Annotated in this window: 21 protein-coding genes; 7 read left to right on the forward strand and 14 right to left on the reverse strand. The window is 58.2% G+C overall.

The features are described 5' to 3' along the window. Positions 1-46 precede the first annotated feature (46 nt). Positions 47-193: a thiolase family protein gene (locus tag HC231_RS18615; RefSeq protein ID WP_208228200.1), complete on the reverse strand. Its 147-nt coding sequence runs from the start codon at positions 191-193 to the stop codon at positions 47-49. A 203-nt stretch (positions 194-396) separates the two neighbouring features. Between HC231_RS18615 and HC231_RS18620 the strand changes: the two genes are divergently transcribed. The 3 genes from HC231_RS18620 to emrB are packed head-to-tail and all read left to right on the forward strand — an operon-like array spanning position 397 to position 4,581. Then, positions 397-1,839 (forward strand): efflux transporter outer membrane subunit, encoded by a 1,443-nt coding sequence (locus HC231_RS18620; protein ID WP_208228201.1) that lies wholly within the window; start codon positions 397-399, stop codon positions 1,837-1,839. Positions 1,840-1,864: 25 nt separating this feature from the next. Next, positions 1,865-3,040 (forward strand): multidrug efflux MFS transporter periplasmic adaptor subunit EmrA, encoded by a 1,176-nt coding sequence (gene emrA / locus HC231_RS18625; protein WP_208228202.1) that lies wholly within the window; start codon positions 1,865-1,867, stop codon positions 3,038-3,040. Between the two features lie 17 nt (positions 3,041-3,057). After that, positions 3,058-4,581: a multidrug efflux MFS transporter permease subunit EmrB gene (gene emrB / locus HC231_RS18630; RefSeq protein ID WP_208228203.1), complete on the forward strand. Its 1,524-nt coding sequence runs from the start codon at positions 3,058-3,060 to the stop codon at positions 4,579-4,581. A 125-nt stretch (positions 4,582-4,706) separates the two neighbouring features. Here emrB and HC231_RS18635 read toward each other — a convergent pair whose 3' ends face one another. The 11 genes from HC231_RS18635 to HC231_RS18685 all read right to left on the reverse strand — a co-directional run bounded on the left by HC231_RS18635 (position 4,707) and on the right by HC231_RS18685 (position 16,284). Beyond that, the gene (locus tag HC231_RS18635; RefSeq protein ID WP_208228204.1) at positions 4,707-5,873 is read right to left on the reverse strand and encodes a nucleotide sugar dehydrogenase; all 1,167 of its coding nucleotides are present in this window, start codon (positions 5,871-5,873) and stop codon (positions 4,707-4,709) included. 48 nt (positions 5,874-5,921) lie between these two features. Continuing rightward, a complete protein-coding gene (arnF, locus tag HC231_RS18640) occupies positions 5,922-6,335 on the reverse strand; it encodes a 4-amino-4-deoxy-L-arabinose-phosphoundecaprenol flippase subunit ArnF (protein WP_208228205.1) in 414 nt (137 codons plus the stop codon). Then, on the reverse strand, positions 6,332-6,655 hold the full coding sequence (gene arnE, locus HC231_RS18645; RefSeq protein ID WP_208231409.1) for a 4-amino-4-deoxy-L-arabinose-phosphoundecaprenol flippase subunit ArnE: 324 nt from the start codon (positions 6,653-6,655) through the stop codon (positions 6,332-6,334). The genes arnF and arnE overlap by 4 nt, the downstream gene beginning before the upstream one ends. A gap of 2 nt (positions 6,656-6,657) precedes the next feature. Further along, a complete protein-coding gene (gene arnT, locus HC231_RS18650) occupies positions 6,658-8,316 on the reverse strand; it encodes a lipid IV(A) 4-amino-4-deoxy-L-arabinosyltransferase (RefSeq protein ID WP_208228206.1) in 1,659 nt (552 codons plus the stop codon). Then, complete coding sequence (gene arnD, locus HC231_RS18655; RefSeq protein ID WP_208228207.1) at positions 8,313-9,215, reverse strand: 4-deoxy-4-formamido-L-arabinose-phosphoundecaprenol deformylase; 903 nt, start codon at positions 9,213-9,215, stop codon at positions 8,313-8,315. The genes arnT and arnD overlap by 4 nt, the downstream gene beginning before the upstream one ends. Then, the gene (gene arnA / locus HC231_RS18660) at positions 9,212-11,194 is read right to left on the reverse strand and encodes a bifunctional UDP-4-amino-4-deoxy-L-arabinose formyltransferase/UDP-glucuronic acid oxidase ArnA (protein WP_208228208.1); all 1,983 of its coding nucleotides are present in this window, start codon (positions 11,192-11,194) and stop codon (positions 9,212-9,214) included. The genes arnD and arnA overlap by 4 nt, the downstream gene beginning before the upstream one ends. Then, entirely contained in the window at positions 11,191-12,174 is a 984-nt protein-coding gene (gene arnC / locus HC231_RS18665) for an undecaprenyl-phosphate 4-deoxy-4-formamido-L-arabinose transferase (protein ID WP_208228209.1), read from the reverse strand. Before arnC ends, arnA begins: the two co-directional genes overlap by 4 nt. Then, complete coding sequence (gene arnB / locus HC231_RS18670) at positions 12,175-13,311, reverse strand: UDP-4-amino-4-deoxy-L-arabinose aminotransferase (RefSeq protein ID WP_208228210.1); 1,137 nt, start codon at positions 13,309-13,311, stop codon at positions 12,175-12,177. It lies immediately after the preceding gene. Positions 13,312-13,358: 47 nt separating this feature from the next. Further along, on the reverse strand, positions 13,359-14,186 hold the full coding sequence (locus HC231_RS18675) for a MipA/OmpV family protein (protein WP_208228211.1): 828 nt from the start codon (positions 14,184-14,186) through the stop codon (positions 13,359-13,361). Between the two features lie 212 nt (positions 14,187-14,398). Continuing rightward, positions 14,399-15,589: a sensor histidine kinase gene (locus HC231_RS18680; protein WP_208228212.1), complete on the reverse strand. Its 1,191-nt coding sequence runs from the start codon at positions 15,587-15,589 to the stop codon at positions 14,399-14,401. Further along, positions 15,586-16,284, reverse strand: a complete 699-nt coding sequence (locus HC231_RS18685) for a response regulator (RefSeq protein ID WP_208228213.1) — start codon at positions 16,282-16,284, stop codon at positions 15,586-15,588. Before HC231_RS18685 ends, HC231_RS18680 begins: the two co-directional genes overlap by 4 nt. Positions 16,285-16,694: 410 nt before the next feature. Between HC231_RS18685 and HC231_RS18690 the strand changes: the two genes are divergently transcribed. The 3 genes from HC231_RS18690 (at position 16,695) to HC231_RS18700 (ending at position 22,201) form a co-directional block, all read left to right on the forward strand. Further along, positions 16,695-17,873, forward strand: coding sequence for a sensor histidine kinase (locus HC231_RS18690; RefSeq protein ID WP_208228214.1), 1,179 nt, complete (start codon positions 16,695-16,697; stop codon positions 17,871-17,873). A gap of 99 nt (positions 17,874-17,972) precedes the next feature. Next, entirely contained in the window at positions 17,973-19,115 is a 1,143-nt protein-coding gene (locus HC231_RS18695; protein ID WP_208228215.1) for an efflux RND transporter periplasmic adaptor subunit, read from the forward strand. Beyond that, positions 19,112-22,201, forward strand: a complete 3,090-nt coding sequence (locus HC231_RS18700) for an efflux RND transporter permease subunit (protein WP_208228216.1) — start codon at positions 19,112-19,114, stop codon at positions 22,199-22,201. The genes HC231_RS18695 and HC231_RS18700 overlap by 4 nt, the downstream gene beginning before the upstream one ends. A gap of 120 nt (positions 22,202-22,321) precedes the next feature. Here HC231_RS18700 and HC231_RS18705 read toward each other — a convergent pair whose 3' ends face one another. Beyond that, positions 22,322-22,918, reverse strand: coding sequence for an NAD(P)H-dependent oxidoreductase (locus HC231_RS18705; RefSeq protein ID WP_208228217.1), 597 nt, complete (start codon positions 22,916-22,918; stop codon positions 22,322-22,324). A gap of 117 nt (positions 22,919-23,035) precedes the next feature. Here HC231_RS18705 and HC231_RS18710 point away from each other — a divergent pair, with 117 nt between their 5' ends. Further along, complete coding sequence (locus HC231_RS18710) at positions 23,036-23,620, forward strand: TetR/AcrR family transcriptional regulator (RefSeq protein WP_208228218.1); 585 nt, start codon at positions 23,036-23,038, stop codon at positions 23,618-23,620. A gap of 136 nt (positions 23,621-23,756) precedes the next feature. On the opposite strand, the gene pbpC is transcribed toward HC231_RS18710, so the two are convergent. Beyond that, positions 23,757-26,123 carry a penicillin-binding protein 1C gene (gene pbpC / locus HC231_RS18715; protein ID WP_208228219.1) on the reverse strand — a complete coding sequence of 789 codons (2,367 nt, stop codon included), beginning with the start codon at positions 26,121-26,123 and terminating at the stop codon, positions 23,757-23,759. Between the last annotated feature and the right edge of the window lie 33 nt (positions 26,124-26,156).

Below are 26,156 nucleotides of genomic sequence, written 5' to 3' on the forward strand. Positions count from 1 at the left end.
CAGCGCCGCTCCTGCTTGTTTGTCTGGTTGGCGCTTCCACGTTGTATCAGTACCACTCAGGCATCAGGTCAGGAGCCAGACTCATGTTCTCTTGACCCCCGGCAATGCCAAGATCCGCATCCCGGTTTTCGATGAGCCGCATCGCTAAATGAATAGCCTTCAGGCCGAGTCCGCTCACTTTATTTATGGTCATTGCAGGAAAAGGTAGTTGTCATTTAGTGAAAATAGCTCTAAATTAAAACTCCAACGTTGTAGTTGTTTTTAATAGTAGAGGAATTGAGATATGAAGATCTGCATTGCCATTTGCGGAGACGGAGCGGTCATTTCAGATGCAGTGACGCAATAGAACCCCGCGGCATCACGTAAATTCTTTAATCTTCTGTTCAGGTAATCCATATGCCACTCCAAACTTGCTGGAGGCTGACGCCGCTGTTTGCCGTTTTAATTTTGGCCGGCTGCGCCTCCTCTAATAATATTGTTCCTCAATCGTCGCTGCTCGATACGCAGCAGCTTCATCTGCAGCAGGCAAAAGCCCAGTCTCTGACCATCAGCCCACAGTGGTGGCGCAGTCTTAATGACCCGCAGCTTGAAAACCTGATGACCACCACATTGCAAAATTCGCCATCGCTACGCCAGGCCGCGGCCCGCGTGCGTGAAGCGCAAAGCATGATGGGAGAAGCCGATGCGGCCAACGGCCCTTATCTGGATTTGAACGGCTCAATACGCCGTGAACGTGTGGCGAAAAACACGATCCCGACGTTCCTGACCAGCTATCCAGAAGCGCCGATTTACGACAGCAGCAACAGCCTCGGGCTGAGTCTGAGCTATGAATTTGACTGGTGGGGTAAATACCGCAATCAGCTGAATGCCGCGAAAGCGCGGGTGGCATCCTCCCGCGCTGAACAGGCGGAAGCCGCGCTGATGCTGAGCTGTTCGGTGGCGTCAGCCTATTATCAGTTGCAGGCCAATCTGGCCTTGCAGGACATCCTGCAACAGGAAGTGGATAACAATCAGCGTCTGGTGGATGTGCGTAAAGCGCAGTATCAGGCCGGTGTGTACGGTATTGAAATCCCACAACAAACGCGGGCTCAGGCCGACAGCGCCAAACAGCAGATCATCGTTCTGTCGTCGCAGACCGAACAACTGAGACATCAGCTTTCCGCGCTGGCCGGACGCGGCCCGGATGCGATGAACGGGCTGCACGCCGTTACGCTGCCATCGCCTGACGCGCTGGCGCCGAAAGGCGAATTGACGTTGGATTTACTGGGCAAACGTCCTGACATTACCGCACAGCGCGATCTGGTGGAATCCTATTCCCAACGTGTCAGCGCAGCGAAAAAAGCGTTTTATCCAAGCCTTTCCATCAGCGCCTTTGCTGGCCTGACTACCACCAACAGCCCGAATCTTCTGGAAGCCGCCAGTAAAGCCTGGAACATCACGCCGGCCATTTCGTTGCCGATTTTCCACGCGGGAGCTTTGCGCGCCAAACTGGGCGAGGAGTCCGCGTTATTTGACCAGGCCGTTGAGTCGTATAACCAAACCATCCTGAACGCCATCCAGCAAACCGCGGATGCCATAACCCTCTCGAAAAGCAGTATCGAACAATTGCAGCAGGCGTCTTCCGCCGCGAAATCGCTTGAAGCGGTGTATCGCGTATCGGATGCAAGATACCGCGCCGGCATCATCGGAAGGGATGAGCTCTTAAGCAGCCAGTCAGCGTTTCAACAACAACAACTGGCGCAACTTCGCGCCGGCAGTCAGTTGATGCAGGCAAAAATCCGCCTCATCCGCGCGCTTGGGGGCGGCTATCAGGCCCCCACAGCGGAGCAAAAATCATAATAAATAGACATATGTGGAGAAGATCATGAGCGCAAATGCCGAAACTCAGGCAACACAGCAAACTCAGAAGAATAAAAAGAAAACGCGGAAAATCGCGATGCTCTTGTTAACCGGGATTTTCATTATTATCGCCATCGCCTATCTATTTTACTGGCTGCTGGTTTTACGTCATTTCGAGTCTACTGATGATGCGTATGTCGCCGGTAATCAGATTCAAATTATGGCTCAGGTGTCGGGCAGCGTGACCGACGTCAACTTCGACAGCACCGACTTGGTGAAAAAAGGCGACGTGCTGGTGTCTATCGATCCGACCGATGCAGAACAGGCTTTTGAGCGCGCTAAAACGACGCTGGCAAACAGCGTGCGTCAAACGCATCAGTTGATCATTACCGGCAAACAGTATCAGGCGAATATCGCGCTGCGTCAGACGCAATGGCAACAGGCGCAAACCGACCTGAAACGCCGCGTTACGCTGGGGAATGTCGATGCGATTGGCCGTGAAGAGCTGCAACACGCCCGTGATGCCGTGGAAACGGCCAAAGCGCAATACGATGTCGCCGTTCAGCAATACAACGCCAATCAGGCGATGGTGCTGAATACGCCAGTTGCTCAGCAGCCGCAGGTTTTGCAGGCCGCCGCTCAGGTTCGTGATGCATGGCTCGCCCTGCAACGTACCAAAATCCGCAGTCCGATTGATGGCTTTGTGTCGCGCCGCGCCGTACAGATTGGGCAGCGGATCACGCCGTCCACCTCTTTGATCGCCGTTGTACCGGCCCATCACATTTGGGTTGATGCCAACTTTAAAGAAACGCAGTTGGAAAATATACGCATTGGTCAGGGGGTCACCGTCGTCAGCGATATGTATGGCGATAACGTAAAGTATTCCGGCAAAGTGGTCGGTATGGACATGGGCACCGGCAGTGCGTTCTCACTGTTACCTGCTCAGAACGCCACCGGTAACTGGATCAAAGTGGTTCAGCGTCTGCCGGTACGTATTGAGCTAAACGATCGGGACGTGGCGCAACATCCGCTGCGCATCGGTTTATCCGCGCTGGTCACAGTCGACACCCAGAACCGGGATGGTCTGGTGCTGGCGAATACCGTCCGTACAGAACCGCTGTATCAGACATCCGCTCTGACGCTGGATCTGGCGCCGGTCAATGCCATCATTGCCGACGTTATTCATGCCAATGCAGGCTAAAATCTCTGGAGGCCTCTGTGGCAAATAAACCGCTGGTAGGTGCCCCGCTGGCTTGGATGACGGTGGCGTTGTCTATGGCCACCTTTATGCAGGTTCTGGACTCGACGATCGCCAACGTGGCGATCCCAACCATTGCCGGGAATCTCGGCGCCTCGAACTCTCAGGGCACCTGGGTCATCACGTCGTTCGGGGTGGCAAACGCCATCTCGATCCCGATCACCGGTTGGCTGGCAAAACGCATCGGTGAGGTCAAACTATTCCTGTGGTCGACCGGGCTGTTTGCCGTCGCCTCCTGGCTGTGTGGTATGTCCAGCAGTCTGGGAATGCTGATTTTCTTCCGTGTGGTACAGGGGGTGGTGGCAGGTCCGCTGATCCCGCTGTCGCAAAGTCTGTTGTTGAATAACTATCCGCCGGCTAGGCGAAGTACCGCGCTTGCGCTCTGGTCGATGACGGTGATCGTCGCCCCGATTTGCGGGCCGATCCTCGGCGGATACATCAGTGATAACTATCACTGGGGCTGGATCTTCTTTATCAACGTGCCGATCGGCATTGCGGTGGTATTCCTGACGCTGAAAACGTTGAAGGGCCGCGAAACCGCGACGCAGATCCGCCCGATCGACTGTGTCGGCTTAATGCTTCTCGTTCTGGGCATCGGCGCATTGCAGGTGATGCTCGATCAGGGTAAGGAGCTCGACTGGTTTAACTCGACCGAAATTATCGTGTTGGCAATCGTGGCGGTGGTCGCGCTTTGCTTCCTTGTGGTCTGGGAACTAACGGACGACCACCCGATAGTCGATCTGTCGTTGTTTAAATCGCGAAATTTTACCATCGGCGTGCTGTGTATCAGCCTGGCCTTCATGCTCTATGTTAGCTCTCTTGTATTGCTGCCGCAGCTATTGCAGGTGGTCTATGGTTATACCGCCACTTGGGCGGGGCTGGCATCGGCGCCGGTCGGGATATTGCCGATTCTGATATCACCGGTCATCGGCCGCTTTTCACACCGTCTGGATATGCGCAAGCTGGTGACGTTCAGCTTTATTATGTACGCCTACTGTTTCTTCTGGCGTGCGTATACGTTCGAACCGGAGATGGATTTTGGCGCTTCTGCCTGGCCGCAGTTTATTCAGGGTTTCGCCGTGGGTTGCTTCTTCATGCCGCTGACCACCATTATTTTTTCCGGGTTAGCGCCGGAACGTATGGCGGGGGCATCCAGTTTGTCGAACTTTATCCGTATTCTGATGGGGTCAATTGGTACGTCGATGACCACGACGTTGTGGTCGAACCGTGAGTCGCTGCATCATGCGCAGCTAACGGAAAACATCACGCCGTTTAATCCGGCGGCGGCGCAAATCTATCAGCAACTCGAAGGCCGGGGCATGAGTCACCAGCAGGCATCCGGCTGGATAGCGCGAGAAATCACGAATCAAGGGCTGATTATTTCGGCCAACGAGATCTTCTGGTTATCCGGAGGGGCATTCCTGGTACTGCTGATATTCATCTGGTTCGCCCGTCCGCCGTTCAGCAGCGGCGGCGCTCACTGATGCCGACTGCCTGAAAGCAAAAACGGACGCGCAATGCGTCCGTCAGATGGCTGACGCCCGGCGGGCAATACAGCAAAAAACATTCCGGCGCCGCAGCGAAACGCACCGATCTGCCAAAAACACCGTCAATCGGCGCCGAACAGATCCCGGGTATAAACCCTGTCGGCCACATCGGACAATTCTTCCGCCATGCGGTTAGAGATAATCATGTCAGACACTTGCTTAAATTCCGCCAGATCGTTTATCACGCGCGAACGGAAAAAATGTTCTTCCTGCAACACCGGCTCATAAACGACAACTTCGACGCCTTTCTCTTTAATCCGTCTCATTACCCCCTGAATAGCCGAAGCCCTGAAATTATCCGAGCCGCGTTTCATTACCAAACGATAAACGCCGACAACTTTAGGGTTATGTTTGAGAACAGATTCGGCGATAAAATCTTTCCTTGTGCGATTGGCGTCAACGATAGCGCTGATTAATTTATTGGGAACATCGCTATAATTGGCCAGCAACTGTTTCGTGTCTTTCGGCAGACAATAACCGCCATAGCCAAACGATGGATTATTGTAATGTTTACCGATGCGAGGATCTAAGCCAACGCCTTCGATAATCTGTTTGCTATCCAGGCAATGAATCTGCGCATAACTATCCAGCTCATTAAAGTAGGCCACACGCATCGCCAAATAGGTATTGGCAAATAATTTAATCGCCTCGGCCTCCGTTGAATGGGTAAAGAGTACCGGCACCTCTTTTTTTATCGCGCCCTGCAATAATAATGAGGCAAATTGAGATGCGCGAGCGGAGCATTCCCCAATAACGATACGAGACGGATAAAGATTATCGTACAAGGCTTTTCCTTCACGTAAAAATTCAGGAGAAAAGATAATATTTCTGAAATGATACTTATCCCGCAGTTGGTTAGTATAACCAACCGGCACGGTTGATTTTATAACGATTACCGCATCTGGATTAATCTTCATTACATCCTGTATAACCGACTCGACCGACTGCGTATTAAAATAATTCTTTTTGGGATCGTAGTCAGTCGGCGTAGCGACAATAATAAATTTCGCATCTCTATAAGCGAAGGTTTTATCTGTCGTGGCCTGAAAATTTAGCTTTTTATTTAATAAAAAATCCTCTATTTCCTTATCAGCGATAGGCGATATTTTATCGTTGAGAAGATGGACTTTTTTTTCATCGATATCCAAAGCCACGACATCATTATGTTGCGCCAGTAAAACGGCGTTGGACAGACCAACGTATCCCGTTCCTGCAATTGCTATTTTCATTTTTTAACCATCAAGATTGTATTTTAGCGCTGGGTCAGACGTCCACCGCTAGCGGGTAGCATCGTTTTCCGCCGCGTTCCGCCGCGAGTCAGGTTTACCAGGCCGAGCGCACATGCACAGCAGGCCCAGCAAGATCAGCGCCACGCCGGCCAGCGCCCCCGGATGAAAGGGTTCGGCAAACGCCGGCAACAGAACGGCCAACATCCACACCAGCGCGTAGCTCAGGCTGAGCACCGGGTAGGCGCGGCTGAGAGGCAGCCGCCGTAAAGCGAGCAGCCAGCACAGCATGGAAAATCCGTAGGCGGTTAATCCCCCGCACAGTACCAGGAGCGGCCGCGGCGAAACGCTCCGCCACTCGGCCAGGATCTCGACGCCCGGCAGGCGCATCATCGACCAGCGCAGCATCAGCTGAGCCGCCGTAACCAATATGACGCTGCACAGCGCCAGTCCATATCCCTTCATGCGTAACTCCCGATAACCGCCACGCCCGCCACAATCAGCAATGTTCCAATCCATTGCAGGCTGGACAATTTTTCACGCCAGAAGAGCCTGGCCGCTACGGCCACCAGAATAAAATTGATGCTCAACATCGGATACGCCAGGCTCACCGGCAGACGCTGCAACACCAGCAGCCATGTCGCCATGCCGCAGATCAGAAAACCCAGGCTGGCCAGCAGCCAGCCCATCAGCGAGGCGCGCCTCGCCTGGTGCGCCGCCTGTTTCTGGCACATCTGACCGGCGCAGCTCAGCAGGCTGGTCAGCAGCACGAGGAGCAGACTCAGCTTCATGGCGCGGCCCTGTATTGCAAAAACAACATCTGATCGGCGCGAGAGATAATATCGGCGGGAGGCAACCCGGCGGGCATCGGCTCACCGCGATCCATCTGCAACACCAGCGAAACCGTTCCCTGTTTACGATGAGCGGCCAGCCAGCGATGAAAATCGGCGCTATCAACGTACCGTGACTGCGCATCCGGGTAGCTCAGTCCATACTTAAGCTCGCCCTGCTTATCGTAGAAAAGCATATCGCTGCGCTGGAGCGTCCATGCGATCGCAGACGCGATGCCGGGGTTGTTGCTCAGAATGTAGCGGCTGTCGGCGAGTTGGCCGGCGATGCCGCCGACAAAGGACTGGGGCTGCTTGGTGTTCCGCACGCTTTCCGGTATCGCCGCGCCGACGCACAGCGCCAGAGCCAGCGGGCAAAGCGCGGCGGCCAACCAGCGCCCCCGCTGCGGCTTCAGGCTTAGCGCGCCGGCTAGCGCCCAGCCGGCGAATGAAACCACCGCCAACGCCAGCGGAATCATCTCATGCTGCCGGTAAAGCGAGCGTCCGCCGATGCCCCAGGGCGCCAGCGCCGCCAGCAAAGCCGCCATGCCCACGCAGCCGAACAGAAGGTTAATCCAGGCATTTATCTTTAAGATGTTGCTGGCCTTTCTGGCGAGCATCAGCCCATGCCGGGCCATCAGAATCGCCAGGGGCGCAAAGCACGGCAGGATATAGGTCGGCAGTTTGCCTTTGGCGATGCTGAAGAACAGAAACGGAACGATCGTCCAGCAGAACAGATACAGCCCGCCGGGAGAGTCGGCCCGCTGCCGCCAGCCCTGATAAAGCGCGCCCGGCAGCAACGCCAGCCAGGGAAGCGCCCCTACCAGCAGCACCGGCAGGTAATACCAAAACGGCGCTTTGTGCTGAGCATCTGACTCCGCGAAGCGCTGGATGTGCTCCACCCAAAAAAAGTAGCGCCAGAAATCCGGCTGTTGCAGATGAACGGCCAGCGCCCAGGGGGCGCTCAGCAGCGCGGCGCTTAACACGGCAAGCGGGCCGTAAACCAGCAGTTCCCTAAAACGGCGCCGCCAGATGGCCCAGGGGGCGATGACCAGCACCGGCACCGCCAGCGCCAGAAAGCCTTTGGTCATAAACCCCATGCCGCAGGCCAGTCCCAGCAGCAGATAGCCGGCCACGCGCTGCTTTACGCCGGCGGCCCCGGCGGCAAACCAGTAGCTGCACATCGCGGCGGTCAGCCATAGCAGCAGCATCGGATCGAGCACCGAATAGGTGCCCACGCCGTAAACCAGCAACGAGGTAAGCATCATCACGACGGCGGTGAGCGCAACCGCGCGATCGGCATAGACGCGCCGTCCCAGCCAGTAGACCAGCAGCGCGCTCAGGATGGTTGAAAATACGGAGCCGATGCGCACCGCAAAATTATTGTGGCCGAACAGCCACTGCCCGACATTGTTGATCCAGTAACCCGCGACCGGCTTCTCGAAATAACGCAGGTCAAAGAAGCGCGGCGTTACCCAATTGCCGTTTTGCAACATTTCCCGGCTGATTTCCGCATATCGCGTTTCATCAGGCTGCCAGAGACTCCTGAACTCAAGAGGAACCAGGTAATACAAAATCAAAAGAGCAAGCAGGAGAAAGCCTTTTCCAGTGGTCGTCATTCCATCTTCCCCGTGAGTTTTTCACAGCCAAGCCACCCTTCACGGCCCGGAATATACCCGCGTACCACATTTCCCGTCGGCAGTCGGCTCACATCCTGCGGCAGCAGATCGCCGAGAGGACAAAACCGCAGCCCCTGCGCTTCGCAGCGCCGAAGTAAATCGCCGAATGCGCTGAGCTGGCTGATGCCTTCCACTTCGGCGTGAATGGTGTACACGGGCGTACCGCTATCCGCCCGCATACGCGCAAGTATGAAGTCGTTATAATTGCTGACGCCGACGACCTGCCCCACCGCTTCGTCCCAGGTCGGCAGCGTAACCGGAATCTGCACGGCGCCGGGCTGACCGCCGCTGAGCACCGGCCGGAAGGGCGCGGTTCCCCGGCAGTCGCTGTTATAGCGAAAACCAAACGCCCGCTTTGCCTCCATGACCCGGCCATCGGCGCGCCAGCCGGCCGCCGCAGAGCAGGTCACCGGTTGTTCAACGATCTGCTCCAGCGCCGCCAAACCGCGGGCTATCTGCTGGCTGAGTTTCTCCTCAGACCAGCTTCCCGCCCAGGTTTGCCAGGCGAAATGGTCCCAGGCGTGCAGCCCTACCTCATGGCGGTCAGCCGCGGCTCGGATCACGTCCTTCAACCCCTCGCCGATGACTCTGCCCGGCCAGGCCGTTCCTGCCAGCAAGATATCCCAGCCATACAGCGATGCGGCGCGTGAGCGCAGCATTTTCCATAGAAAGCGGGGTTTTATCAGGCGCCACAGGTGGCGCCCCATGTTGTCCGGGCCGACGCTGAAGAAAAACGTCGCCCGAATATTATGCCTGTTGAACAGATCCAGCAGCGCCGGTACGCCCAGTTGCGTACCGCGCCAGGTATCGACATCGACCCGCAGACCGACTGTCTTCATGCATCCCCCTCCGGCAGATCTACGGTGCGCAGGAAGAAATCAAGCGTATTTTCAATGGTGGTGTCCATCTCAACCGTCGGACTCCATTCCAGCAGGCGGCGGGCATTGCGAATGGAAGGCTTGCGGTGTTCGACATCCTGATAGCCTTTTCCGTAATAGCTGCTGCTTTCCACTTCGCGGAACCCGGCGAACGGCGGGAAACGGTCGCGCAGCGGGTGGCGTTCGAAACGGTCAAGCAACCGTTCCGCCAGCTCCTTGATGCTGGCTTCGTTATCCGGATTGCCGATATTGATAATCTGCCCGTCGCAGTTCTGATGTTTGTTTTCGACGATGCGGAACAGCGCTTCGATGCCGTCGCTGATATCGGTGAAGCAGCGTTTCTGGCTGCCGCCGTCAATCAGCTTGATGGGCGAACCTTCCACAAGGTTCAGAATTAACTGGGTAATCACGCGCGAACTGCCGATGCGGGCGGCGTTCAGGCTATCAAGACGCGGCCCCATCCAGTTGAAAGGACGGAACAGGGTAAAACGCAGCCCCTCTTTCTCGCCGTAAGCCCAGATAATGCGGTCCAGCAGCTGTTTGGAGACCGAGTAAATCCAACGCGGCTTGTTAATGGGGCCGACCACCAGTTTCGAACTATCTTCATCAAAACTGGCGTCGGTGCACATGCCGTACACTTCCGAGGTGGATGGAAAGATGATGCGCTTACCATATTTCACACAGCCGCGGATAATCTTCAGGTTCTCTTCAAAGTCGAGCTCAAACACGCGCAGCGTATTACGGGTGTACTCGATCGGCGTGGCGATCGCCACCAGCGGCAGGATGACGTCGCATTTTTTAATGTGGTATTCGATCCACTCGGAGTGAATGCTGACATCCCCCTCGACAAACTGAAAGCGCGGGTGGCCCACAAAACGGCTGATGGCATCGGAGCTGATGTCCAGGCCAAAGACCTCGAAGTTATCCTCTTTGAGCAAACGTTCGGTCAGGTGGTTGCCGATGAAGCCGTTCACCCCCAGGATCAACACGCGCGTGCGGCGCTTAACGGCGGCCACGGGCTGGGAATACAGCAGCGCGCCGGGCACCACGCCCAAACTTTGCGCCAACTGGCAGCCATTCATGTAGACGCCGTTATCCGTTTGCCCGGTCAGCACTTCAAGCGCGCCGTCTTTGCAGGCGATGACAAAGGGATCGGCAGACAGCACGGTGCCGGGTTTGGCGTGAACATGGTCCGATAAGACCCGGCTTTTCCAGACGATGAATTTCGACGCCCCCGCCCAGGCAAAGGCGCCCGGCCAGGGGTCGGTGACCGCGCGCACCAGATTATGAATTTCCCGCGCAGGCAGCGACCAGTTGATGCGCCCGTCCTCCGGCGTGCGGCGGCGCACCACCGTCGCCTCCGCCTCATTCTGGCTCCGGCCATCGATCCGCCCTTGTTTCATGGCCGGCAGTACGTCGCCAAGTAAATTACGCGCGCACCGCACCAGTTTATGATGAAGCGTCATCGCATCGTCCGCTTCTTCAATTTTCACGGACTGCTGCGCGATAATGTCGCCTGCGTCGGCGCGTTTGATCATGCGGTGCAGCGTTACGCCGGTCTCACGCTCTCCGTTGGCGAGAGCCCAGTTGAGGGGCGCCCGGCCGCGGTATTTCGGCAACAGGGAGCCGTGTAAGTTAAAAGCCCCGAATTTTGCGCTGCTCAGAATGCTGTCGCTCAACAGCGTGCGGTAATAGAACGAGAACAGGATATCCGGCTCCATCGCGTTGATGCGATCGAGCCACAATGGGTGATTAACGTCGTCAGGGGCGTAGACCGGAATGCCTTTCTCTGCGGCAATGCGCGCTACCGAGCCAAAAAAACGATTTTCAGCGGCTGAATCGGCATGGGTAAAAATGGCGCAGATGTTATAGCCTGCTTCAAGCAGCGCATTGATGCCCGCACAGCCCATATCGTGGTAGGCGAAGACGATGGTTTTCATTGTTCGGTTTCCTGTACTGAAGCGTCTTTCTGATGATGGATAACGCGTTGGATAAAATAGCGAGGCCGCGCCCGTACATCGTTGTAGATGCGGCCGATGTATTCGCCAAGCAGGCCCATACCGATGAACTGAGCGCCGACGAACATAAACAACACCGCGAAAAGCATGAATACGCCTTCCCCGGCCCACTCCGCGCCCAGAAACAGGCGCAGCGCAATCAGCAAGACGGAGAACGCGAATCCGGCCAGGGCAATCAGGCTGCCCAGCACGCTTAACATACGCAGCGGCGTGGTCGTCAGGCAGGTCACCAGGTCATACATCAGGTTGATGAGCCGCATAAAGCTGTACTTTGAATTGCCGAATTCACGTTCGGCATGCGTCACGGGCAGTTCCGTTGCGCGGCGCGCGAAAGTATTGGCGAGAATGGGAATAAAGGTGCTGCGCTCATGGCAATTCAGCATCGCGTCAACGATGTGACGCCGGTAGGCGCGCAGCATACAGCCGTAATCCCCCATCGCTTTGCCGGTTACGCGCTGAATCAGGTGATTGATGGCGCGCGACGCGCGGCGGCGGAACCAACTGTCCTGACGGTTCTGCCGCACCGTGCCAACCACGTCATAGCCCTCCTGGGCTGCCGCCACCAGGCGGGGGATCTCTTCGGGCGGGTTTTGCAAATCGGCATCCAGCGTGATGATAAGGTCGCCGCTGACGCGGCTGAATCCCGCCATGATGGCTGAATGCTGACCATAGTTGCGGTTAAGCAGGATCGCCGTAATATGGCTGCCGGGCGCGCCGGCCGCCGCCGATATCATGTCGGCGGAGAGATCCTGACTGCCGTCGTCGACCAGCAAAATTTCATATTCCAGACCCAGACCGCGGCAGGCGCTGTCCGTACGTCGAATCAGTTCCGGCAGGCTTTCCTGTTCGTTAAAAACAGGAATGACTACCGACACTTTATTAATCGTTTTTTCTTCAGTCATTTAAACCCCGGCTAGCCTGCGCAGCGCAGCGATTACGCGCTCGACGTCGCTGTCTGTCATATCGGGAAAAAGCGGGATGGAGCAGATACGTTCGCAGTTCCACTCCGTTGCGGGCAGCGACACGCCGGGGTAGCGTGCGCGATAATATTTATGCGTATGCGCGGCGCGAAAATGCAGGCCGGTGCCGATATCCTGCTCTTTAAGCGCCTGCATCAGGGCATCGCGCGAGATGCCGCAGGTTGCCTCATCGACGCGGATGATAAACAGGTGCCAGGCATGCTGATGCGGCCAGGCGGGCGCCTCAAGCGGAGAAAAAGGCGTCTCTTTTAGCGCCTGGAGATAGCGCTGCGCAATGGCCGTTCGCCGCGCATTGATTTGCGGCAGTCGTTTAAGCTGAACCAGCGCGATGGCCGCGCTGATATCCGGCAGATTGTATTTAAAGCCGGGCGTGATGACTTCCGCCTGAGGCTGGCGGCCGAGAGTCTGGCGATCGAACGCGTCCACGCCCAGCCCATGAAATTTCAGCATACGGATACGCTCGGCCAGGCCGGCGTCGTCGGTGACAACCATTCCGCCTTCCGCGCATGACATGTTCTTGATGGCGTGGAAAGAGAAAATCGCCGTACCGCGCCCCCCCACATGACGCCCTTTATAAAAGGTTCCCGCCGCATGGGCGGCATCTTCGATAACGGGAATACCGTGGCGCTCGCCCACCGCCCGGATGGCATCCAGGTCGGCCGGGGCGCCCGCATAATGCACCGGAACGATCGCCCTGGTACGGGGGGTGATGGCGGCCTCAATGGCTTCGGGCGTCACCATCAGCGTGTCGCGGTCAACGTCGATCATTACCGGCGTGGCGCCAAGTAACGAGATGATATTGATGGTGGAAACCCAGGTCAGCGAGGGGGTGATCACTTCCTCGCCGGGCTTCAGACCGAGCGCCATCAGGGTGACGTGCATACCGGCCGTGGCGGAGCTCACGGCGATGGCATGCTGATTTCCCGTGAGCCGGCAAAATGCGCGTTCAAGTTCGGCGCATTTCGGTCCGGTGGTAATCCAGCCGGATTCGAAAACCGCCTTCACCGCCGCCAGTTCCATCTCACCGAGCGAGGGCCGGGAAAAAGGAAGGAATGCCATAAAGTAAATTCCTTAATGTCTAATGCGTACTACCGCCGCCCGCGGTCTCAGAACGTGTAATTCACCATCGCGAAGCCCGTCACGCCGGTATTGCCTTCCACCAGCGGGCTATGATGCGCCCGGTCGCTGAATTCCATCAGGTTCACCCCCATGAATAGCGTCCAGTTCCGATCGAAATCGTGTTGCCAGTCGATCGACGCCGAATAGGCATAAACCCCGGATTTCGCGTTGAAACGGGAAAAACGCGAATTGCGATGCTGCTCCTCGCTCACGCCGAAGTAAGTGCGGTTGTAGCGGCCGTCGCCCGCATGCATATTGACGCCCAGGGTGACGGTATCGCCGCCGTCGCGCAGTAAGGTGCCTTCCAGCCCCAGCCGATAACGATTCCCGCGCTCGTAGCCCGCCACGCGAAATTCGGCCTCGCCATTGATCGCCAGCCAGGAGGTGATTCGCTGCGATACCAGCAAATCGGCGGTGGTCGCGCCTTTGACTTCCCCCATGCCGCGCAGCCGTTTGGAACCCGGCCGCCAGGTACTCTCTTTCTCTTTACGCCCTGGGTCGTAAGACAGCGCGCCGCTCACATAAAACCCGCTGTCGGTGAGATACTCCGCGCCGATGCCGCGCAGCGTATCGGCAAAAAAGATGCCGCGCGAAATGCTTAACTCCAGTTCGGGAGACACCCGCGTCTGGCGCGCGCCCAGGTAACGCGGGCTGAAAGTCGCGCCGAGTCCCAAGTTGACGTCAGTTTCATCGCCGAACAAGCTGGCGGGCGCCTGCGGTTCGGTTTGTTGCGCCTGTCCCGTCAGCGGCAGTGCCGCCAGAGCGCAGACTAGACAAAGAGATCGGCGCGTCGGGAAACTGTTTGTGTTGCTCATTCGTACTCATCCTCAAGCTGAATAGAAACCGCAAGCAGTACACCAGCGTTCAGACAAGTTCCGACCGAGAAATGGTGAAGATTCTATGAAGAGAGGGAAAAAATTCCCTTAGAGCCTATCCCTGTAGGCGTTATTGGCGCGGCCAGTTTGGCCACGAATAGCGCGCATATTGTCTGGGCGCGGCCCTGGGCCAAGCCCTAATGGGGAGGCTCTTAGTCAGGCAGGTAAAGAGTGATGCGCGCGCCGCCGCCGGCGCGATTGTGTACGGAGAGCCGGCCTTCATGCGCCTGACAGATCGCCACGGCGACCGCCAGGCCCAGGCCGCTGCCGCCCGCATGCCGCGAACGAGAGCTTTCGGCGCGCCAGAAGCGGTCGCAGACGCGGTCAAGGTGCTCCGGCGCAAAACCGGGACCGCCGTCTTCCACGTCGATATACACGCCGTTGTCCTGCCGGCGGGCGTTCAGCGCGATCCAATCGCCCGACGCGGCGTAGCGGATGGCGTTATCAAGCAGAATGGAGAGCACCTGCCCCAGGCGATTGCGATCCGCCAGCACGAGCAGATCCTCCGCCGCGTCGAGATTCGCGCGCATCCGCAATGCCTGCAAACGCGGCGCGACCCAGGCGATGCGCTCTTCCAGCAGGGGACGCAGCGCGAATTCAGAGGGCGACAGCGCCAATTGTCCGGCGGAAACCAACGACAACAGGTACAAATCATCAATCAACCGGTTCAGTTGATCCAACTGACCCATAATAAGGTGAAAATTCTGCGGCGTCGGTTCAAACACGCCGTCAATCAGCGCCTGTAGACGCGCTTTGGCCGCCGTTAGCGGCGTGCGCAACTCATGCGCGGTGGCGGCGCTGGACGCCTGCAACTCCCGTTCATGGCGCTCCAGCCGCGCGGCCATGCGGTTAAAATCGCTCGTCAGACTGCGCAGCGCCGCCGGCGTATGGGGCGCCAGCGCCGCGCGCGCCGTGAAATCGCCCTGCGCGATTTGGTCCGCGGAGATCGCCACGGCGCTGAGCTGGCGCGACAGATGCAGCGACACCCATACGCCGCCGCCCACTATCAATGGAACCGACATCAGCATGAACACGCCGAAAAACAGCATATCTTCATGGATGGCTTCATTGGTGAAATATTCGCCATACATATATTCGCCATAGATTTGCAGCAAACGCTGCCGGTGTTCGACCGGCTGGGCCTCCAGCTGTTGCAGTTCCTGCCGCACCGGTTCCGGGATCGCCGCGCGCTGGTGCTCCTCCCACCAGAAAAAACGCAGCCACATGCCGACGCCGACCAACAAAATAGCCGCCATCGCCAGACCGATCATCCGCAGGCTTATCCAGCGCCACAGCGGTTCGGCGGCGCGGGATTTGCTGTTGTCCATGACGTTTTTGTTCATAGCGCGTTGCTGAAACGATAGCCCAACCCGCGCACCGTAAGCAGTACGTCGTGGATGCCGACGCGTTCCAGCTTGCGGCGCAAATTATAGATGTGCGCGTCGACCACGCGTTCCAGCGCATCGCTTTCCGGCAAGCAGCCGGCAAGCAGTTCCGCGCGTGAAAACATGCGCGTCGGACAAGCCATCAGCATCGCCAGCAGATTGAACTCGGTGCGCGTCAGATCGAGCGGTTGCCGCACGCCGTCGACTTCGACCGAAACCTGCGCCGCATCGATATCCACCACCAAATTGCCGTGACGCAGGCTGCGGGAACGCGCCTGGGCGTTGTTGACCCAACGCCGCAGCACGGCATGGACGCGGGCGACCACTTCGCCGGGATTATAGGGCTTGACCACATAATCATCGGCGCCATACAGCAATGAATTGATGCGATTGGATTCGCTGCCCACCGCCGTCACCATAATCACCGGCGTGGAAGCATGTTGACGGATCGCCGCCAGCACATCGTTGCCGCTCAACCCCGGCAACATGATATCCAGCAGCACCAAATCCGGCCGCCATTGCGCATGTTGCTCCAATGCCTGACGGCCATCGGCGACATGACGAGTTTGGAATCCATCCCGCTTCAGGTAAGCGCTCAATACCTCGGCGCCGTCGAAATCATCTTCAACGATCAGCACTCTTCGCTGGCTCATAGATTCTGTCCCTTCATGAAATCTTGATAATTCATTAAGCATCACTTGATTTTGTAATGCGAAGATCGAACGGCTGGCATCTATCAAGACGGCGGCGGCGCAAATTATAGAAAATCATCTAGTTATTTCAATTTCAATTATTTTTACGGGTAATTAGTGAAAAACATAGCATAACCCCGAGATGATACCGGGTAAATGCAGCGGCATATTATGGATCATTTTCTTTGCGAAAATCGCCGGGATACAAAAGATTTATTGAATATTTCATAGAAGAAGGGTTTTCGCGATGCGGGACTGAAGATCAACGCATACCTGAAGCGCCACCTGCGCGACCCCATTGAAACCGCCGGCATCACCAACACTCATGCCCCGCGCGATATGCGAGGCATCGGTTACAGGCTCCGTCATCCATGAAAAATATTAAATATCATTCCCTTTGGCGCTGGATATGCGTTCGGATACTGGCGCTGGCGATTGGCACGGTCATTGTCATCGCGCTGTGCATGTGGCTGCGCTTCGCCATTCAGAATATCTGGGTGCTTCATCATATGCCGCCAATGCTACGGGAAGAATTTGAAATGTTGCGCCAGCATCCTGAAACCGACCTGGCGCGCTTTCACCAGATTGTCGATACCTGGTGGGGCGTAAGCTATTCCGAACCTTCCGTCGCCTCCGCAGACTGGCTGATGGTCGGCGTGCTGGTGGCGGTTATGATCCCTTTTATCGTTGTCATGGGGCTAAAAAGCGCACTTCCGCTTTCAGTCCAGTTCAGCCGACTGGCCGCCGCCTCCGAAGCCGTAACCCGCGGACAATTCGGCACGCAGGCAGAGTTGGTTGACAAGGCTCCGACGGAAATGGCCCGCTTCACCCGGGATTTCAACGCCATGACGCATCAGCTTGCGCGTTACGAGCATGAAATGCGGGCGTCGCACGTGGCGATAGCGCATGAACTGCGTTCGCCGCTAACGGCGGCCATCGGGCGGCTTCAGGGCATGATCGACGGCGTGTTCATGGCCGATCCGCAGCAGCTCGGCATGGTGATGAAGCAACTACAGCATCTGAACCGTCTGATTGATGAACTACACCTGCTGTCGCTGGCCGAAGCCGGCAGGCTCGAACTCGATCGCCGCGTACTAGACCTGGCGGAACTGCTGCGGGAACGCGCCGCCTGGCTCCGGCCCCAGTCAGAAAAAACAGGCATGTCGATCAATGTTATCGCCGCCATGCCCTGCGCCTACGTGGGGGATGCGTTTCGGCTTGGGCAGGCCTTTAGCGTTCTGATGGAAAACGCGCTGCGCTACGCCAGCGAAGGCAAGCAGTTGAACATTGAGATACAACCAGCGGGTAAGGGTTATCAGATCGCCTTCCGGGATTATGGCCCCGGCGTCGATCCGGAATTTTTATCCTGCATGTTCGATCGCTTTACCCGCGCGGATTCATCCAGAGCCCGCCACTCCGGCGGAAGCGGCCTGGGCTTGTCGCTAGCCCGCGCCATCTGCGCGGCTCATGGCGGAAGTATCAACGCCGCGCTGCCGGCGGGCAAAGGGCTGCTCATCACCATCCACCTGCCGGAAGCCGCCGGAATATAACGCTAAATTCGTCTCTCTTGATGAATCCTTGATGAAATATAAACGGAATTTCGTCACCTGATTGATTAAATGGCGCCAACTTGATTCAGGGGAAGCACCATGTCAAAACACCTTGCCACTTATGCGCGCAGCGCGCTGCACAAGATTATCACCCCTATCCGGCGCCTGCGGTTACCGCCGGCCCGGCCTCTGTTCTACCTGGTACCGCTGCTGCTTGCCGGTTGCGGGGATCGCGATACGCCGCAAACCGTAGCGCCCCGTCCGGTACGCTATGTTACCGCGCAGCCCCCCTCCGCCGGCACGACGCTTAGCCGCACCGGCGAGATCCGCGCCCACGATGAAATATCGCTGAGTTTCCGGCTTGACGGCAGGCTCCTGACCCGCGTGGCCGACGTAGGCGATCGCGTAGCCAACGGCCAACTGCTGGCCGCGCTGGAGAGCGATACCGGCCGCAATCAACTCAGCAGCGCGCAGGCTGAACTGGACAGCGCGCGCGCCGCCGAACGCGTGGCGGCGGTAAACCTGCGCCGTCTACAGTCGCTGATGCCGTCCGGCGCCATCGCCCGCTCGCAGTTGGACACGGCGACATCGGACTGGCAGGCGGCGGTATCCCGCCGTCAAAGCGATGAAGCGGCGCTGAAAAACGCGCAGGACAATCTGGCGTGGACCCGGCTTACCGCCCCGCAATCCGGCGTGATTACCAGCGTCAGCGCGTCTGCCGGTCAGGTGGTCACGGCTGGACAAGCTATTTTCACCTTCGCCGCCAGCAACGGACGGGATGTGGTATTCGACGTCGCCGATCCGCAAGAGATCGCCCGCGTCAAAAGTGGCGCGTTCACGGTTTCGCTGCTGACGGACCCCGCCGTAAAAACGACAGGCAGCCTGCGCGATATCAGTCCGCAGGCCGATCCCCAGACCCGAACCTGGCGAGTCAGGATTTCGCTTGATAATCCGCCGGACGCCATGGCGATGGGCGCCAGCGCGCAGGTGGAAATGCCGCTATCCGGGCCGGGAATGATTGCCCTCCCCGCGTCCTCGCTGACCCGAACGGGCGACCAGCCGGCGGTATTCGTCGTGGGCGATAACATGCAGCTTCATCTGCGTCCGATTGTGCCGGCACGTTACACCGCCTCATCGGTATTCGTCAGCGACGGCATTCAGCCGGGCGAAAAAGTGGTCACGGCGGGCGTCAGCAAACTGTGGGACGGTGAAAAAGTCAGCCCCGGAGAGGAAATGAAATGAATGCTTCCGATTTAAAAAAGTCATTTAATCTCTCGGCCTGGGCGCTGAAAAATCAGCAGTTGGTGAGCTTTTTTATGCTGCTTATCATGATCGCCGGCATCATCAGCTATGACCAACTGCCGCGTAATGAAGACCCGGCCTTCACGATTAAAGCAGCCGTGGTCACCACGCTGTGGCCGGGCGCCACCATCGGCGATACCACCAATCTGGTGACGGACACGCTGGAAAAGAAATTGCAGGAAACGCCTTATCTTGACTATGTGGAAAGCGAAACCAAGGCAGGGCAGTCCGTCATCTTCGTGAACCTGCGGGACGACACGCCGCCGGCGCAAGTGTCGGATATCTGGCATCAGGTACGCAATAAAATGCAGGATATCGCCCCCTCGCTGCCGCAAGGCGTGCAGGGGCCAGCGGTGAACGACGAGTTCGACAATACCTTCGGCACGATTTACGGCTTTACCGCCGAGGGCTTTACGCCGCGCGAACTGCGCGACCGGGTTGAAGACGTCCGGCGCAGCCTGATGTCGGTGCCGGACATCGGCAAAATCACCCTGGTGGGCGAACAGGAAGAGCAAATCATCATCGCTTTTTCTCCGCGCAAACTTGCCGGCATGGGGCTGGATCTGCAACAGGTTACCGACGCGCTGAAGGCGCAGAACGACGTCGTGCCGACGGGCGGACTGCGGACGGAAAAAGAGAATATTGCGTTACGGGTCAGCGGCGCGCTTAGCTCCGATGAAAGCCTGCGCGCCGTCATCCTGCGGATTAACGGACGCTACATTCCCCTGACGGATATCGCCGCCATCAGCCGCCAGCCGGCGGAACCGCCGGCGCCGGCGTTCCAGGTCAACGGCAAGCCCGCCATCGGCCTCGCCATTTCCATGGCGTCGACCGGCAACATGCTGCGCTTTGGTCAGGCGATTAACGAGCGAATGAAAGAGATACAGGCGCAGCTGCCTCACGGCATCGAAATGACGACCGTCGCCGACCAGTCCACCGTGGTGAAACAGGCGGTCAGCGGCTTCGTCAGAGTGCTGATCGAAGCGGTGGTGATCGTGCTGGCCGTTTCATTCGTCTCGCTGGGACTGCGCGCCGGGCTGGTGGTGGCCGCCGCCATTCCGCTGGTATTGGCCATGACCTTCGCCGTTATGATGCTGTGCGGTATCGGCCTGCAGCGCATCTCGCTGGGCGCGCTGATTATCGCGCTCGGATTGCTGGTGGATGACGCCATGATCACCGTCGAAACTATGGTGGCCTGTCTGGAACGGGGCGATAACCGCTGGCGCGCCGCGACCTACGCGTTTGAAACCACGGCGTTTCCCATGCTCACCGGCACGCTGGTGATGATCGCCGGTTTTATTCCGGTCGGCTTCGCGGCCTCAAGCGCCGGCGAGTACTGCTTTTCCCTGTTCGCCGTCGTGCTTATCGCCCTGCTCTGCTCATGGATCGTCGCCATCCTTTTCTCGCCGCTTACCGGAGCCTGGCTCTTACCCCATGCCCTCAACGCGCATAAGGGTGAACAAGCGCGCCGGCCGGGACGCCTGATGCGCTTCTACAGCGGCCTGCTGGCGCGGGTGCTGCGTCATCGCGTGGCGACGCTCGCTGTCGCGCTGGCCGTCTTCGCGCTCTCGGTATTCGGCGCCGCCTTCATGGAGGGGGAATTCTTCCCGGCCTCCGATCGTCCCGAATTGCTGGTCAGTCTTTCCCTGCCGGCCAACGCCTCGCAGACGGAAACGACGCGGCAGGTGACCCGGCTCGAACGGCTGCTGGAGGGGAATAAAGATATCGATCGCTACTCGACCTATATCGGCACCGGCGCGATACGTTTTTATCTGCCGATGGACGTGCTGCTGGATAATGAAAACACCTCGCAGTTGGTGATCGTCGCCAAAAGTCTGGCCGCGCGCGATCGGCTAAGCCAGCAGTTGAACAAAATACTGGCCGAGCAGTTTGATAACATCACCACGCGCGTTTCGCCGCTGGAGCTGGGGCCGCCGGTAGGCTGGCCGGTAAAATATCGCGTCAGCGGCCCGGATTACGCCAGAGTCCACGATTTCGCCCAGCAGCTGGCGGGCATCATCGGACAGAATTCCGCCGCGCGCGAAGTAAACCTGACGGCGGGAGAACCGGAACGGGTCATCACGTTCAAAGTGAATCAGACCGAAGCGCGGGCGGTAGGCGTCTCTTCCAGCAGTCTGGCGGAAACCCTGCATACCGTCTGGGCCGGCAGCGTTATCACCACCGTGCGCGATCGCAACCGGCTGATCGATGTGGTGCTGCGCGGCGACGATGCCGAACGGCTGGATACCGGCAGCCTGCAATCCCTGACGATCACCTCATCAGGAGGACAGAAAGTGCCGCTGAGCCGGGTCGCCACGCCGGTATGGGGAGTGGAGGATCCGATGATCTGGCGGCGCCAGCGGCTGCCGTTTATCACCGTTCAAACCGATCTGGCGCCGGGGATGAACGCCGTCGCCGTTTCTCAGGCGTTGCTGCCCGACGTTAATGCGCTGCGGGCCTCCCTGCCGCCAGGCTATAGCATTGAGGAAGGCGGCACGGTAGCCGAATCCGACAAAGGCAACAGTTCGGTCTATGCCGTATTGCCGGTCACGCTTTTCACCATGCTGGTTCTGCTGATGATCCAACTGCAGAAGTTTACCCGCATGCTGCTGGCCCTGCTGATGGCCCCGTTTGGCCTACCCGGAATCGTCGCGGCGATGCTGCCCACCGGCACGCCAATGGGCTTTGTCGCCCTGCTGGGCATCATCGCGCTGGCCGGCATGATCATTCGTAACGCCGTCATTCTGATTAGCGAGGTGGACAGCAATACCAGCCAGGGGCTGGCCAGAGAAGACGCGATTATCAAAGCCTCAAAACACCGCGCCAGGCCGATACTGTTAACCGCCTGCGCCGCCGTTCTGGGGATGATCCCGATTTCGCATCAGGTCTTCTGGGGGCCGATGGCCTATGCCATCATCGGCGGGTTAATCGTTGCCACGCTGGTTACGCTGACCGTGCTGCCGGCATCGCTCAGCCTGGTGATGCAGGCCGAAGAAAAAAGCGCCCGCGCCGCAGAAACGGAATAAACGGCCGGCGGATTGCGGCAGTCCCTTTTTCGAGGGGCCGCCGCATCGTTTTCAGCGAGTTGCGTTTATGCAATACAAAATCGCCGTACCGCATCGGCACCCGGTCGGGCGCGCCGCTGCTTATCCGGCATTAGCGAAAATACCGCCCCCGATATTGCGCGCGGCCGCCAGACAGGCGTCCGGCGTTTTCATCTCCGGCATCAGCAACATTTCGGACGTCATTACCGGCGCGCCGCAGTAATCGAAAATTCCGTGGGTGATCTGCGCATTAAACGCGTCGGAAAAACCGTGTTTTTCGAATGTCTTCCGGCTGGCCGCGCCCAGCGCGACAAGGTGCACCGGCAAATGCCCCAGTTTCTTCACGACGTTGCCGTCAGCCGTTTCTTCATAGGCCCAACCGTTTGTAAAAACGCGATCGATCCACCCTTTCAGTAGCCCCGGCATTGACCACCAGTAAATCGGAAATACCAGCACCAGCGCATCCGCATTATCAATACGCAACTGCTGCGCGGCGACATCAGGCGGCGTTGCGCCGGTTTGCTGAAAAGCGGCCACATCCGGCGCAGAAAACGCCGGGTTAAAGCCTTCCCGCGCAAGATCCGCTATTTCAAACGTATTGTGCGGATTTGACGCTGCGCCCCCTTGCGCGATGGCGCTAGCGACGCTGTGGGTCAGCGAGGTATTAACAGGATGAGAGACGACGATTAATGCATGCATTCCGGGTACTCCCCATTGCGTTGAAACGATGCCAGAGATAATCTTATATACCAACAGTAACCTACCAATAGTAAGTTACTGTTGGTATATAAGCATGTCAACAGGAAAATACCGCCCATGACCAAACCACGCGCACGACAGCGTTTAACAAGAGCAGAGCGTCATGTACAACTGATAGAAACCGCATGGCGGATCATCCGGGAAGAAGGAACAGAAGCGCTCACGCTGGGGCAACTGGCGCTGCGGGCGGGCGTAACCAAACCGGTGGTTTACGATCACTTTACCAGCCGCTCCGGGCTGTTAGCCGCGCTTTATAAAGAATACGATAAGCGCCAGACGGCGCTGATGGACGAACGCATCCGCAAAACAGAGCCGGAGATTGAGAAACTGGCGGCGGTGATCGCTTCAGCATACATTGAGTGCGAGCTACAGCAGGGGCGTGAAATGCCCAACGTGATGGCGGCGCTTACCGGCACCCCCGAACTCGAACAAATCCGTCAGGATTACGCCACGGCGTTTACCGGGAAATGCCGCGAACTGTTCGCCCCGTTCCGCGACGGCCAACCTCTGCATGAGGCGGCGCTGCGGGGCATGCTCGGTTCCGCCGAAGGGTTAGCCTACGCCGCGGCTAAAGGCGTCATTACCGAACAGCAGGCAAAAGATGAACTACTCCAGGTAATTATCTCTATAGTGCGAAGATAACGCGCCGGGCGTGACGAAGAAACGGCATAAACGGCCGGCGGTCCCTGCTTCGAGGGGCCGCCGGGCCATGTTCGCCCGGTTGCATAGATTCCCGATAAACATCCCGCCGCATCGGCATGTGACCGCGAACTCGGCGCTAGTTTACGATTTCAATACGAATCAACCGGCTGTCGGCGCGTCCGCGATCGTCCACCGCGCGGATGCGATACTGCCCGTTATCGATCGGCCGCCAGTCGATGGACGATTTGCTGGCGGAACTGCCGAGATAAATATCATCCACAAACCAGTACACCGTTTTACTGTCGGCATCCGTCACCGCGTTGAACGAAATCCGTTCGCGCCCCTGCTGCGACTGGCGAAGCGTGTAAACGGTATTTTTCAGCGGCGATGTGATGCGCGGCGGATTGCCGCTGATATCCACGCCGCTGTCTTTGCAGCGATTCACCGGCGGCTTACGCTTTGGCAAACCGGCCTGCGCAAACACGTTCGCCAGGTCCGACGGCCAAAACTCAAACACTTCGGTACGGACGTCATCTTCATCGTAGGGCGGGCAGGCCACCTCCCCGGTTTGTTTATCCAGCCGCACCGGGCGGTAAACCGTATCGACCTTGATCGGCGACTTGCCGGGAATAAACCAGGTTTTGCCCTTCTGCTGGCACCACGGCGTCGGCAAATCGCCGCTGGCGAGACAGATTTCCACCCGTTTAAGCTGTTTCGGGAACGGATGTTTCGGCTCCTGTAAGTCCGGATAACTGGCCTGAATGCTGTCGATAACGTTGAAAAACAGCGGGGCGGCGGCATCCACGCCGACAAACGCATTATTGCCCTTGCCGTCGAAATTCCCCACCCAAACCACCAGCGCATAGGGGCCGAAAATACCGACGCTCCAGGCGTCGCGAAATCCCCATGAGGTGCCGGTTTTCCAGTACACCGGCAGCGCGGAACGCCCCTGCGCCAGCGTATCGCCGGGGCGGCGGTGCTGGCGCAGAATATCGAGCGTCATAAAACTGGCCTCTTCGCTGAGCAAACGCACCGGCGCCGGCGTCGGTTCGTTTTTTAACATGCGCAACGGTTGCAGCAAACCGCGGTTCGCCAGCAGCGCATACAGCTTTGCCAGCTCCTGCATCGTTACTTCGCCGCCGCCCAGCACCAGCGACAGGCCGTAGTGATTCTCGCTGGACATATTGGCGATGCCGGAAAGACGCAGAAACTGATAGAACGTCGGCTGACGCAGCTGCGAAGCGATATAGACGGCGGGAATATTGCGGCTGAAATTCAGCGCGTCCGTGGCGGTAACCGGCCCGAGAAAACGCCGGTCAAAGTTCTCCGGCGCATAGGCGCCGAACACCGAAGGCACGTCGCGCAGGATCGTCATGGGGTGCAGCACGCTCTGCTCCATGCCCAGCGCGTAGATAAAGGGTTTTAGCGCCGAGCCCGGCGAACGTTTGGCGTTGGTGCCGTTCACCTGCCCCTGAATATCGCGGTTGTAATAATCGGCCGAGCCCATCAGCGCCCGTACGCCCATATCGCGGGTATCGACCAGCAATACCGCCGCATTGCCGATGCCGTGGCTGCGATTGCGGGTGATAAAGGCGTTCACCTGGCGCTCGACGAGCCGCTGCAAACCGGCGTCCAGCGTGGTGTCGATGCGGGTATCGCTCTGCGCCAGCTGCTGATTTTGCTGGCGCAGCTGTTCGATAAAATGCGGCGCGATATAGGGCATCCCCTCCGGCTGCCGCAGCGCCAGCGGCAGTTTGAACAGGGCAATCTGGCTGCCGTCCGTCGCATAGCGCGCCCGCCAGCGCTGGAACAGGCGATTGCGCGCCTCGATCAGCGCCGTGCTCAACACGCCGGTATTGCCGTCGATGCGATAGCTCGGCGACTGCGGCAACACCGCCAGCGTCAACGCTTCCGGCAGCGTCAGATGTTGCGGCGCTTTGTCGAAATAGATCAGGCTGGCCGCGCCGATGCTCTCAATATTGCGGCCATAGGGCGCATAGTTCAGATAGGCTTCGAGGATATCGCGCTTGGAATAGCGCAGCTCCAGCTGTATCGCACGCAGAATCTGCATCAGCTTGCCCGACGGCGTGCGGGTATTCAGACGCCAGTACATTCGCGCCAGCTGCATGGTGATGGTTGAGCCGCCCATCATTCGGCCGCCGGCGATGTAGCTACGCCAGAAGCCGCGCATCAGGCTGAGCGGATTGAAACCGGGGTGGTAATAAAACCAGCGGTCCTCGTGCAGAAGCAGGCCGTTGACCGCCAGCGGCGAAATCCGCTCCAGCGGCGTCCACAGGCGATAACGGTCATCGCTGGCCAGCGCGATGCGCATCAGCGCGCCGTGCCGGTCGTAATAGACTGACGAAAAAGGCTGCCCCTGGGAAAGCGGCGGATGCGGCCACAGGCGGCACGCCAGCACCACCAATGCCAGTAATAAGACGGCCATGGCGAGGTTTTGCAGCAGACGTTTTGCCGCCTTGAAAAACGCGGGGAAGGCGATCATCCTACGACTCGGAACCGGCTACGCTCCGCCGTA

The organism is Brenneria izadpanahii (genome assembly GCF_017569925.1).
GTDB classification, from domain to species: Bacteria; Pseudomonadota; Gammaproteobacteria; order Enterobacterales; family Enterobacteriaceae; genus Brenneria; species Brenneria izadpanahii.

Excerpts from the sequence above, each read along its gene's own strand:
- HC231_RS18615 (WP_208228200.1), bottom strand. The coding sequence starts at position 193 with ATGACCATAAATAAAGTGAGCGGACTCGGCCTGAAGGCTATTCATTTA.
- emrA (WP_208228202.1), top strand. The coding sequence starts at position 1,865 with ATGAGCGCAAATGCCGAAACTCAGGCAACACAGCAAACTCAGAAGAAT.
- HC231_RS18680 (WP_208228212.1), bottom strand. The coding sequence starts at position 15,589 with ATGAACAAAAACGTCATGGACAACAGCAAATCCCGCGCCGCCGAACCG.
- HC231_RS18705 (WP_208228217.1), bottom strand. The coding sequence starts at position 22,918 with ATGCATGCATTAATCGTCGTCTCTCATCCTGTTAATACCTCGCTGACC.
- arnA (WP_208228208.1), bottom strand. The coding sequence starts at position 11,194 with ATGAAAACCATCGTCTTCGCCTACCACGATATGGGCTGTGCGGGCATC.
- HC231_RS18620 (WP_208228201.1), top strand. The coding sequence starts at position 397 with ATGCCACTCCAAACTTGCTGGAGGCTGACGCCGCTGTTTGCCGTTTTA.
- HC231_RS18695 (WP_208228215.1), top strand. The coding sequence starts at position 17,973 with ATGTCAAAACACCTTGCCACTTATGCGCGCAGCGCGCTGCACAAGATT.
- HC231_RS18685 (WP_208228213.1), bottom strand. The coding sequence starts at position 16,284 with ATGAGCCAGCGAAGAGTGCTGATCGTTGAAGATGATTTCGACGGCGCC.
- HC231_RS18635 (WP_208228204.1), bottom strand. The coding sequence starts at position 5,873 with ATGAAAATAGCAATTGCAGGAACGGGATACGTTGGTCTGTCCAACGCC.
- arnB (WP_208228210.1), bottom strand. The coding sequence starts at position 13,311 with ATGGCATTCCTTCCTTTTTCCCGGCCCTCGCTCGGTGAGATGGAACTG.
- HC231_RS18690 (WP_208228214.1), top strand. The coding sequence starts at position 16,695 with ATGAAAAATATTAAATATCATTCCCTTTGGCGCTGGATATGCGTTCGG.
- pbpC (WP_208228219.1), bottom strand. The coding sequence starts at position 26,123 with ATGATCGCCTTCCCCGCGTTTTTCAAGGCGGCAAAACGTCTGCTGCAA.
- HC231_RS18710 (WP_208228218.1), top strand. The coding sequence starts at position 23,036 with ATGACCAAACCACGCGCACGACAGCGTTTAACAAGAGCAGAGCGTCAT.
- arnF (WP_208228205.1), bottom strand. The coding sequence starts at position 6,335 with ATGAAGGGATATGGACTGGCGCTGTGCAGCGTCATATTGGTTACGGCG.
- HC231_RS18700 (WP_208228216.1), top strand. The coding sequence starts at position 19,112 with ATGAATGCTTCCGATTTAAAAAAGTCATTTAATCTCTCGGCCTGGGCG.
- arnC (WP_208228209.1), bottom strand. The coding sequence starts at position 12,174 with ATGACTGAAGAAAAAACGATTAATAAAGTGTCGGTAGTCATTCCTGTT.
- arnD (WP_208228207.1), bottom strand. The coding sequence starts at position 9,215 with ATGAAGACAGTCGGTCTGCGGGTCGATGTCGATACCTGGCGCGGTACG.
- HC231_RS18675 (WP_208228211.1), bottom strand. The coding sequence starts at position 14,186 with ATGAGCAACACAAACAGTTTCCCGACGCGCCGATCTCTTTGTCTAGTC.
- arnT (WP_208228206.1), bottom strand. The coding sequence starts at position 8,316 with ATGACGACCACTGGAAAAGGCTTTCTCCTGCTTGCTCTTTTGATTTTG.